The sequence below is a fragment of the Sphingobium indicum BiD32 genome (assembly GCF_000382885.1).
Lineage (GTDB): Bacteria > Pseudomonadota > Alphaproteobacteria > Sphingomonadales > Sphingomonadaceae > Sphingobium > Sphingobium japonicum_C.
The window spans coordinates 1-9889 of sequence record NZ_CAVK010000211.1; the positions used below are offsets into that span (position 1 = coordinate 1).

The following is a 9889-nucleotide window of genomic DNA, read 5'->3' on the forward strand; positions in this document are numbered from 1 at the left end:
TTAGTTTCGGATCAGGCTCTTAAAGACCGATATCCGGATTACTTCAGTGCTGAATATACACCAAAGTCTCTCGAGGCTGTGGCAAATCGTGCACGAGAGCCGGAGGACCCGGATGGTTTTTATAAACGGTTGCTCACCCAATGTTGGCATGAAGCACATCGCATCCTGAAGCCAGGTGGGATTTTAGCGTTCACCTTTCACCACAGCGAGGACGAGCCGTGGGTTGCCGTACTCGAGTCTCTTTTCGACGCAGGCTACTATCTTGAGGCGACCTACCCGATCCGTTCTGACGAAACCAAGGGCGACGGTGAGTTCGGCTCCAAGACCATTGAGTACGACATTATTCATGTCTGCCGCAAACGCACCGTGGAACCGACCCCTGTGAGCTGGGGGCGCATGCGGCGGGAAGTCATGGCCGACGTGCGTCAGTTGCAAGCAATGCTGGAAAATCACGCCAAGGAAGGTCTGCCAGCCGCAGATATCCAGGTGATCCGGCGCGGCAAGGCGCTCGAGTATTTCTCCCGTCACTATGGCAAGGTTTATGTCGACGAAGGAAGGCCGATCACCGTTAAGGACGCGCTCGTCGGCATCAACCAGCTCATCGATGAGGATGCCGACAAAGGCAAGGAACCACCGCCGGTCAACGCGGAGCCGATCACGCGCCAGTTCCTCCGCACGTTCGGCACCGCCACAGAAATGAAACGAGATCAGCTCCAGAAGTTCCTCAAAGGCTCAATCACGACGCCCGACGAATTCGAACAACGTGGCTGGTGCTCGGAAAAGAGTAAGGTCTTTACCCGCGTCGACCCGCTCGATTTTGCACGCGATTGGTCGGGCAAACATAAGCGCCGACTGACATCAGATCTCGACCAAGCACTAGTGCTCATCGGGTCCTGCTTCGATGGCAGCGGCATCAATGCCTCTGACACATTGAAAAATGAAAATTTCAAGCCGCACGTGGCCCTGAAACCCCTGTTGGAATGGTTGCAACGGAACGGGCCGGACCAAGCCAGCCGTAATGCGGCATCACGAGCGGTGACGATCCATAATTCTTGGGCCGCGTCCCAGTCAACTAAGCCCCAGCAGGGCTCTTTGTTCGAGGAGTATGATCTATGAAACATACACTCGACACCGTCTGGCAGCGGCGCGGCACCAGCTGGATTTGGGATGAAGAAGCCCGCAATCAGGTCTGTGTGGCTAAGGAGGTTTGGAGCCTGCGGCAATTCCTCCAGTCGGCAGGAAACTGGCCAGACGACCTGCCTAGCAACGGCAACGACACCCTTGTCGTAGCTGGACTGGAGGGAAGCCTTGACCTGCTGGTGCCCGGTGATGCTGAAGCATGGCTGGGCGAAACGGTCAAAGACGCGATCCTCTCGTTCCAAGCGCATTATGAGAGCGAAGCCGCACTAATATTTTGGCTACCCTCTGGGTATGGGCGCATCAAGTTTCACCCTGCCACAGACTCCGTAGAATGGCGCTGCGCTGCACCTCATACCGATAGCCTTTTGGCCTTCGGGCGCATCCTGTGGGGCGAAGCTAACGAATATCCGCAGGAAATCCTTCTTCGCGATGGCGCCAAGCCAGCCGGACTCTTCCACCTGCGAATTACCTGAGGTCGGCGCGTGGATTTATCAACTCAGTTACAGCCCGGCGAACGGATTACACATCAAGAGTTTGGCCAAGGCGTTGTCCTTGACCCTGCTCGAGACGGCTACCTCCGCGCGTTTTTCAGTGTCGGCGAGCGCCGCGTGCCGATCACTGCGGTACGGCTCGAGCTCTCTCGGACCGAGCGGATTCTTCGATCGGTTGAAGGCACAGAGGACAGGGCACGCCAGGCCTGGCTTTCTTACGAGGCGCATGTCCTACCGCTGATGGAGAGCGCCTCCGCGCTGACGTCAGCTCGCATCGACCTTTTGCCGCATCAGGTGGTCCTTACACACCGGATTGCGACGGCATCACCCCGCAGGTTTTTGATCGCCGATGAAGTGGGACTGGGCAAAACGATCGAGACCGCGCTGGTCCTGAGAGAGCTGGCCAGCCGCGGAGAACTCAACCGCGCGCTCATGGTGGTGCCGGCAGGGCTGGTGAACAACTGGCATCGTGAACTGAACGAAATCTTCAATCTCGACTTCGAGGTTTTCGGTTCAGAAGGTGACATCACAGATCGAAAGACCAACGCATTCGCGAAGCATGACCTGCTGATTGCGAGTATCGACACGCTTAAGCGACCAAATCGGATCAAGCGCCTTTTGGACGCCCCAAGGTGGGATCTGGTGGTCTTTGACGAAGCCCATCACCTTACCGCCTATAGGACCGGTGGGAAGGTCAAAAAGACCGAAAACTACAAGCTGGCGGAGGCTCTTAAGGGGCATACGCGGGACCTCCTCCTGCTGTCGGCCACGCCTCACCAGGGCAACCACTTCCAATTCTGGATGCTGATCCAGCTGCTCAATCCGACCTTGTTTGGCGGACCCGAGGAGATGGTGGAGCACAGGCACCGCCTGAATACGGTCATGTACCGCCGGACAAAGGCGGACGCCTGCAAACCGGACGGTGAGCCGCTGTTTGCCAGGCGCTGGGTGCACACCGAGTCTTTCCTTATGCAGGAGCAGGAACGCGACTTTTACGAAAAGCTGCGGGAGTATCTCGAGGACGGTTTCGATCTGGCCAAGCGCAAGGGTAACCAAGGGCGGGCTTTAGGCTTTCTGATGGCGATTTTCCAGAAGATCGCGGCTTCGAGCTTCGCTGCTGTCCGCCGGACCTTGAAGCGTCGACTCTTGATGCTGACACTCAAGGAAGCCCTTCTCCGCGACCGCGAGCTCGATATCGAAGGTCGCGAGCGACTGTACGATGAAGCCCGCGAACTGATCCATCTGGAATGGGACCTCGGCCGCGACCCGATGGGGCGCAGCGAAGTCGACCGAGTGATGGCTGATCTCAAGTATCGGCTTGCAAGAAAGCTCGACGACGATGCTCTGGAAATGGCCTCTGATCCCTATGGCAGTGAGTTCGCTGCGTCGCACGTCGAAGACATCGCCTCGTCGGTCGTGGATCTTCATCTGCCGGAGGAACGGCTGCGTATCGGGGACCTGCTCGAATCGTTCCCGCCATCACGCGAGACCAAGGTCCAGAAGCTGCTGGATGGTTTGGGAACGCTTTGGCGTCAAAATCCTGGCGAGAAGGTCGTCATCTTTGCGACCTATCTCGGTACGGTCGATCTGATCGCCCGTGAGATCGAGCAAGCGTATCCTGGCCAAGGCGTTGTCGTGCTGCGCGGCGGCGACCATGGCGCCAAGACCGCCGCTGAGCGCCGCTTCCGGATGAAAGATGGCCCCCGTGTTCTGGTCTGCACCGCAGCCGGGCGTGAAGGAATTAATCTCCAGTTCGCCCGTATCCTGTTTAATTTCGATCTACCCTGGAATCCGATGGATATGGAGCAGCGGATCGGGCGCATCCATCGCTACGGCCAGGCGCACACTGCGCAGGTCTATAATCTCGTTCTTTCGGACACGATTGAGGGGCGGATATTCCTGCTCTTGGATGACAAGCTCACCGAGATCGCCCGGACACTGGGCAAGGTTGACGATCAGGGCAATGTCGCTGAGGATCTCCGGGCCCAGATTTTGGGCCAGCTATCCGAACGCTTGAACTACGACCGCGTCTATCAGGAGGCGCTGTCTGACCCCACCCTGCAACGAACCACAGTAGAACTCGAGGCAGCGCTATCCAATGCCAGAGAGGCTCGGGAAGTCGTGTTTGATCTGTTCCAGGACCTCGATGGATTCAGCCTCGACGAGTATCAGCCATTTTCAGACGTCTCGACTGGCATGGGGCGGATCGTCCAGTTCATGTCATCCGCTCTTCCTGACCGACACCAGCGGCTCGCAAAGGTGGATGATCAGACTTACGATCTGACGGTCGTTGATGGGTCGCGCAAGGTGCGTTTCACGCTCGATCGCGATGTCGCCACGAGCCAGGAAGGCATCGAATTGCTCGGCTTGGACCACCCGTTGGTTCAGGAAGAACTAGGTCGCTGGAGAGGGCTGGCGCCAGAACAACTGGGCCTTTCCGTATCCAGCGATGACATCAGCCCCACACTACTGTCGTTCTGGATTGTTGAGTCCGCTGTCGCGAATGGTGAGCGGCGGACCACAATCCAGACAATTGCGGTGCAGCCGGACGGTGCCCGGATGCCTGCGATCGAAAGGCAGTCGGCCCAGTATCTGAACGCACTGGTCGCCAAACCCTTCCTGACGGCCGAGGAAAGGCTGGAGCTGTTCAGAAATGTGGTTGAGCCAACTCTGCAACGCGAGCTCAAACACAAGGGGCTGGCGACTGGTGATGGAAGCTATTCTGCCGAGCTAATTGGGTACGTGGAAATTTCGGGCAGATAAAACGCGAGGGTTTCCCACCTGTAGAGTTGGCCCGCCCGATAGATGGTCCGAACCACGCAAATGAAATGACGGACGGTATTGCGCCGTCGAATCTATTTTTTGCCCTTCGCGTTGACGCTTTTTAGCCGGATTTGGACATGCCCTGACTCCGTCCTCCGAGATTCGAAGGCACCCGCCTTGTCGACGAGATCGCTGAGCTTGGCCTGACCATAGGTACGCGGATCGAAATCCGACGCGAGTTCAGCGAGACGCTGGCCCACTCGGCCCAAGGGAACCCAGCCACCGTCATCGTCCAGCTGCGCAATGGCCTTGCGAATAAGCGGGGCGGCCCCGCTTGGGGCTTGTTTGGCTGCCGCAGGACGCAGATCGGCGCGTTCGGGCTCTTCCGAGGTTGGCGCCTCCGGCAGAAGATTTTCCGTGTAGATGAAGCGTCGACAAGCCTGGCGGAAGCTCTCGGGGGTTTTCTGCTCGCCGAAGCCATATACATCGATGCCTTGCTCGCGGATTCGGGCAGCAAGCCCGGTGAAATCACTGTCAGACGATACCAGGCAGAAGGCGTCGAAGCGCCCGGTATGCAACAGGTCCATGGCGTCGATCACGAGCGCAATGTCAGACGCATTCTTGCCGGTGGTGTAGGCGAAATTCTGCTGCGCCCGGATTGCGTGGGTTGAAAGCACCTCTGCCCAGGATTTGAGGCGGGTTCCGGAGAAGTCGCCATAAATCCGGCGCACACTGGCTTCACCGATCTTGGCGATCTCTTCGAACAGACGGGTAGCGATACGGGAGGAGGCATTGTCAGCGTCGATGAGGACAGCAAGACGTGGAGCACGGGGTTCATTCGACATGTCGAACCCTTACCACGCCGCCCTTAAAATTTGTCTCCAAAATAGATCAAACAGATTTGAAGTTAAATTCCGGCATCCGCCTGACTGGGCAAGTAAATTTACGGATCGATCTCTGACCTCGTTCCATTATCGCGAATTTATATTGCGATTTCAGTCCGATTGCGCCTCAATGTCGGCAAGAAAGAGAACGGGGGAGCATTAGCAGCATGACCATCGAGGTTCGGCAACTCCGCTACGCCGTTCTGACCGCAGATACCCGCAGCTTTTCCCGTGCTGCCACGGCGCTCAACATGAAGCAGGCGACGCTGAGCCTGCGGGTTACGCAACTTGAGGACAAACTCGGCATCAAGTTGTTTACGCGCTCGACACGGGGAGCTGAGCCAACCGAGATGGGCCAGGTATTCCTTGAGTCTGCGCGGCGCATCATCACTGACATCGACAATCTGCAAACTACCGCGCGGGCGGTCAGCTATGGCGAGCAGGGACGGCTTGCCGTCGGTTACAGTTCCTCCCTGATGGCAGGCAATCTGAAGCAGACCTTCTCCGAGTATCTGACCCGATTTCCTGACGTCCAGTTCGATGGCGAGGAAGCCGCTCCGGAAAAGCTGATGAATGCCTTGCAATCGCGAACCATCGATGTCGCGGTGGCACCGGCCGGGATGGAAGAGGGCGGCATTCTGGCGCGCTCGGTCTGGTCTGACAGGCTGATGGTCGCCTTGCAGTCGGGCCATCGGCTTCTTGAAAACGACCGGATCTACTGGAGCGATCTACGCCGCGAAGTGTTCGTGGTGCCGGGCGGCGGTATTGGTCCGACTTTGGCCAATCTGCTTGCTGCGCGGCTGACCGGGCAAGGCGGGCGGCCGAACATCATCGTGCAGAATACCAGCCTCGAGAGCGTGCTGAGCATTGTGTCGGTCGGTCGTTTCATATCGATCGCAACCGAAGCCTCGCAGGGGGTGACATGGCCGGATCTCCATTTCCGCGATATCCACGATCAGAACGGCACGACGCGCCTCGAATTTTCGGTTTACTGGCGCGAAGACAATGACAATCCGGCGCTGCAACGCTTCTTCACCCTGATCAACGAGCGTTACCCCGTCTGAGGTGTCTTGCGCGCTTTGGCAAAAGCCCGGTCGGTTGCGATAAACCGCTCAAGCATGGGCGGAATGAGCCGCTCGGCGGTCGGCGCACCTTTGGCATCCCCGCCGTTTACCGCGAGCGCATAAGCTACCAGATCGCGGTGAAGTCGTGCAGAGAGCTCCAAGGTCAGCCGCACTGGTTTTTCATCGGCTAGATCAGCCAGTTTGAGACGGGTCATCGCGTTCCTCCTGCAGGCACAGGTTCGAGCACCAGATCGCGCGTCACGATGATGCGCAGCGAAAATCCGGGGCGCACGGTCAGGGTTGGCGGAACGTTCAATTGCCGCTGTACGACCTGCCTGCCGGTCTGGCTTACGGTGTCCTGCGTGCCGAAACGCAGCGCCCGAATGAGATCGCTATCACCGTTCGAGATGAGTTCCGTACCAGCCCCCAGCAATGTCGAAATGAGCGCGGCCTTGAGCATGTTGCCCCAATGATAGTTGGTCTGGTCTTCAAGGCCGGCCATACCGGCAGCATCAGCGCCGGGCAGGCGATCGAGCAGGATCGATTGACCTCCGGGAAGGATGAGGCGGTCCCACGCCAGCAGCACGCGGTTCTGTCCGGCTGCTACGTCGCTGTCATATTCACCGATCAGCCTTGAGCCTTGGGGGATCAGAAGTATGCGGCCCGTGGGGCTGTCGTATACGTTTTGTGTAACCTGCGCTGTGATCTGACCTGGAAGGTCGGACCGGATGCCGGTTATGAGCGCTGCCGGTATCACGCTTCCGGCCTGCACAACGTAAGGCGATGCAAGGCGCATGATGCGCTCAGGGCTTTCCGTGCTGCGGTTGCCCCGCTGGTCGAGAAAGGCGCGGCGACTGGACGTGGCAGTTGGTGCCGACGGTTGAGCTGGATCGCCACCTGGTATCGAAGCTGATGGCGCTGGCCCTACTGCGGTTGCAGACCGATTGTCGGTCGTTCCGGTCTCTCCGGCAAGAAACAGGCGACTGGTACGGGCGCTGTCACGTTGCTGCGCGGCGCGCTCGCGCGCTTGCTCGGCCGCGGCAATCCGCGGATCGGGCTGTCCCGCAGCCGTGGCGGCGCCAATGGGCGGGATCGGGACATTCTGTCCGCCCCGCTGTGCGGCAACGATCGGGCCGCCGAGATCACCGGGAAGTGCAGGCCCCAACTTGGGCACGTCGCCGTAGTTGGCAGGCGCACCGTTGACCGAGTCCGCGCGGTTGCGGCTGTTCGTGTCGTAGAGATTCTCGGCTGGCGCGTGGTTCTTGGGCTGAAGTGCGTAGATCAGCGAACCGCCAATCCCGACGCTGGCGAGGAGACCAAGAGTCGCCAGTGCCTTGCGCGACAGTCGCATGACGCGCGGCGGTTCCCCGCCAAGACGAAACCCGTCGGAGTTGGCCGGTGCAACCTGGCGCTCGTCGTCTGGCTCATCGCCTTCGGCATCGACCTCAACGTCAGTTTCAACGTCGATCTCGACTTCATCCCCGACAATCCGGTTGGTGACCGGTGGCACGCCGTCATCCTGCGGTCGCCTGTTCATGAGCGGCTCCGGCGGCGTGCGCGTTCACGCTCAATGCGAACCTGCTTGGCGCTGTTGCCTGCGCCAAGCCGCAGTTCCGCGCGCTCAAACAGCCGGTCGACAACCATGTAGCGGCCCTGCACGCGGTAGTTCACCAGCTCAGCCGCCTGATCCGCGCCAATCACGAACAGCGGCGGCATATCGCCGCTCGCGATGTCACCCGGAAACTCGATGAACACCTGCCGGCCATCATCGAACACACGCACTGGCCGCCATTCGGGGCGATCGCCCGCGATGCGGTAGCGAAAATTCAAAGCAGAAAAATCGATACCCGCTGCCACCGGAGCCGTGCGTTCACGCTCGGCCTCAGCAGTTCGCAGGGCGATCAAGGCATCCTGCGGATAGGTCCAGGAGACTGCGGCCATATAGGTCGAGTTCGTCGCGCTGAGTTCAAGATGATAGGTGCGCCGATTGGTATTGATGATGAGGTTGGTGCGAATGTCGGCCCGCGTCGGCTTGACGAGGATGTGCACGCGGCGAACTGCTCCGGCACCGCTCACCGTGTCGCCGATGATCCAGCGGACCGTATCGCCCGATGCGACCGGCCCCGGTCCTACCAGTTCCTCGCCTTCCTGCAGCATGATGTCGGTAATCTGCCCAGGTGCGGTGTAAATCTGGAACAGAGCGCCGTCGGTGTAGGCATATTGCTGGATGGCATTGAAATAGCTGGTGCGCTCCGGTTCCACGCGCGCTGCGGCGTTGGCCCTTCCAACACGGGTGCGCGGGTCGGCGGGCTCAACGGTCTGCGCCGATGCAGCAGGAATTGGATGCGGCTGAGTGCGCTGTTCGCGCGCAATGGCTTGGGCAGGGATGCAGATCAGTGTTACCACTGAGAGCATAATCGATGTGCGCAGGGCGCGCGTCGGGCGGATCATTGGCTAAGCTCCTTTGACCAGTTGATAGCGTTGATGAATAGGCCGAGCGGATTCTTGCGCAGGGCATCGGGGGTGCGAGGTGGCTGCACGACGGTGGTCAGGATCGCTGACCACCGCGAAGTCTCGAGAAGTGCGCCATCTTGGTAACGCCGCTCGGTCCAGCCGACGCGAAAGCTGTCGTCCGACGCACGAACGACACTCGACACATCGACCGCGACCTGCACCTTGCCGACTTGGGCAAAGGGATCGTTGTTGCGCGCATAGTCATTGAGCGCCTGCGCGCCGCGGTCGGTGGTGAAGTCGTAAGCCCTGAGCCAGTCTTGTCGCAGCACGATCGGATCGGCGGGAATGGCGCGCACCTGCTCGATGAAGCGAGCAAGGTGGAACGCCATTTGCGGGTCGGTCGGGCGATAATCGACATCGGCAGGCGCGATGGCCTGTGCCTGGCCGAGCTTGTCGACCTCGACCACCCAGGGCGTGATCGTGCCGCGCGCCGATTGCCAGACGAGACCGCCTGCCAGCCCTCCCGAAAGCGCAAGGCAACCGAAGAAGGCGAGCCGCCAGTTTTTCGCCTGCACCCGTGCGGAACCGATGCGGTCGTCCCAGACCTGGGCGGCGTGTTGATAGGGCGTGACGGGCTCGGGACTGGTCCCGTAGCGGATAGAGGGGCGTCGAAACATGTAGGATCCTTTTCGGAAGTTTCAGCTTTTGTCGGAGATGTCGGGGCCAGAGCCGCCGCCGTGGCTGTCGCCGCCCTTGAGGGTGTGCGAGGCCATGTTGGCACCCTGCGTCATCGCCTGACGGCGCTTCATCGCGGTGGCCCATGCAGGAGGGCCATCGGCAGCGCCGGTCGCTGCCGCATTGGCGGGCGTCCCGGCCTTGCCAGCGGCATAGTTCGCTTTGAGGCTGTCCGCGGCGCGGCGAAGTGGTGACGCCGCGCTGCTTGCGGCTGATTTTGCGACATTGGCGAGACCCGAGGCAGCCGCAGCCCGTCCGGTTTTGCCAGCCGCACCGGCAGAATAGGCACCCGACGCGCCGCCTGCCGCGCGGGCACCGCCCGTGGCCTGTCTCTTATACACATCTGACGCTGCCGACG

At 60.0% G+C, this 9889-nt stretch carries 9 protein-coding genes; 4 read left to right on the forward strand and 5 right to left on the reverse strand.

Annotation, left to right across the window (positions count from 1 at the left end; translation table 11 throughout):
* The 3 genes from EBBID32_RS23780 to EBBID32_RS19505 all read left to right on the forward strand — a co-directional run.
* Positions 1-1116: hypothetical protein (locus EBBID32_RS23780; protein ID WP_196805701.1), on the forward strand; the 1116-nt coding region annotated here is incomplete at its 5' end.
* The gene (locus EBBID32_RS19500; RefSeq protein WP_006964538.1) at positions 1113-1613 is read left to right on the forward strand and encodes a hypothetical protein; all 501 of its coding nucleotides are present in this window, start codon (positions 1113-1115) and stop codon (positions 1611-1613) included. The genes EBBID32_RS23780 and EBBID32_RS19500, both read left to right, overlap by 4 nt.
* 9 nt (positions 1614-1622) lie before the next feature.
* Positions 1623-4394, forward strand: coding sequence for a DEAD/DEAH box helicase (locus EBBID32_RS19505; protein ID WP_037491992.1), 2772 nt, complete (start codon positions 1623-1625; stop codon positions 4392-4394).
* Positions 4395-4486: 92 nt separating this feature from the next.
* Here the strand turns inward: EBBID32_RS19505 and EBBID32_RS19510 are convergent, their stop codons facing one another.
* Complete coding sequence (locus EBBID32_RS19510) at positions 4487-5239, reverse strand: NYN domain-containing protein (RefSeq protein ID WP_006964540.1); 753 nt, start codon at positions 5237-5239, stop codon at positions 4487-4489.
* Between the two features lie 206 nt (positions 5240-5445).
* Between EBBID32_RS19510 and EBBID32_RS19515 the strand changes: the two genes are divergently transcribed.
* Complete coding sequence (locus EBBID32_RS19515; protein ID WP_006964541.1) at positions 5446-6342, forward strand: LysR family transcriptional regulator; 897 nt, start codon at positions 5446-5448, stop codon at positions 6340-6342.
* On the opposite strand, the gene EBBID32_RS19520 is transcribed toward EBBID32_RS19515, so the two are convergent.
* Genes EBBID32_RS19520 through trbF form a run of 4 tightly spaced genes read right to left on the reverse strand, consistent with a single transcriptional unit; the run spans position 6330 to position 9473 of the window.
* Positions 6330-6557, reverse strand: a complete 228-nt coding sequence (locus EBBID32_RS19520; RefSeq protein ID WP_006964542.1) for a DUF2274 domain-containing protein — start codon at positions 6555-6557, stop codon at positions 6330-6332. The genes EBBID32_RS19515 and EBBID32_RS19520 overlap by 13 nt on opposite strands.
* On the reverse strand, positions 6554-7879 hold the full coding sequence (locus EBBID32_RS19525) for a TrbI/VirB10 family protein (protein WP_006964543.1): 1326 nt from the start codon (positions 7877-7879) through the stop codon (positions 6554-6556). Before EBBID32_RS19525 ends, EBBID32_RS19520 begins: the two co-directional genes overlap by 4 nt.
* Positions 7876-8793 carry a P-type conjugative transfer protein TrbG gene (gene trbG / locus EBBID32_RS19530; RefSeq protein WP_006964544.1) on the reverse strand — a complete coding sequence of 306 codons (918 nt, stop codon included), beginning with the start codon at positions 8791-8793 and terminating at the stop codon, positions 7876-7878. Before trbG ends, EBBID32_RS19525 begins: the two co-directional genes overlap by 4 nt.
* Positions 8790-9473: a conjugal transfer protein TrbF gene (gene trbF / locus EBBID32_RS19535; RefSeq protein WP_006964545.1), complete on the reverse strand. Its 684-nt coding sequence runs from the start codon at positions 9471-9473 to the stop codon at positions 8790-8792. The genes trbG and trbF overlap by 4 nt, the downstream gene beginning before the upstream one ends.
* Positions 9474-9889: the final 416 nt, after the last annotated feature.

Excerpts from the sequence above, each read along its gene's own strand:
- EBBID32_RS19500 (WP_006964538.1), top strand. The coding sequence starts at position 1,113 with ATGAAACATACACTCGACACCGTCTGGCAGCGGCGCGGCACCAGCTGG.
- EBBID32_RS19510 (WP_006964540.1), bottom strand. The coding sequence starts at position 5,239 with ATGTCGAATGAACCCCGTGCTCCACGTCTTGCTGTCCTCATCGACGCT.
- EBBID32_RS19515 (WP_006964541.1), top strand. The coding sequence starts at position 5,446 with ATGACCATCGAGGTTCGGCAACTCCGCTACGCCGTTCTGACCGCAGAT.
- EBBID32_RS19520 (WP_006964542.1), bottom strand. The coding sequence starts at position 6,557 with ATGACCCGTCTCAAACTGGCTGATCTAGCCGATGAAAAACCAGTGCGG.
- EBBID32_RS19525 (WP_006964543.1), bottom strand. The coding sequence starts at position 7,879 with ATGAACAGGCGACCGCAGGATGACGGCGTGCCACCGGTCACCAACCGG.
- trbG (WP_006964544.1), bottom strand. The coding sequence starts at position 8,793 with ATGATCCGCCCGACGCGCGCCCTGCGCACATCGATTATGCTCTCAGTG.
- trbF (WP_006964545.1), bottom strand. The coding sequence starts at position 9,473 with ATGTTTCGACGCCCCTCTATCCGCTACGGGACCAGTCCCGAGCCCGTC.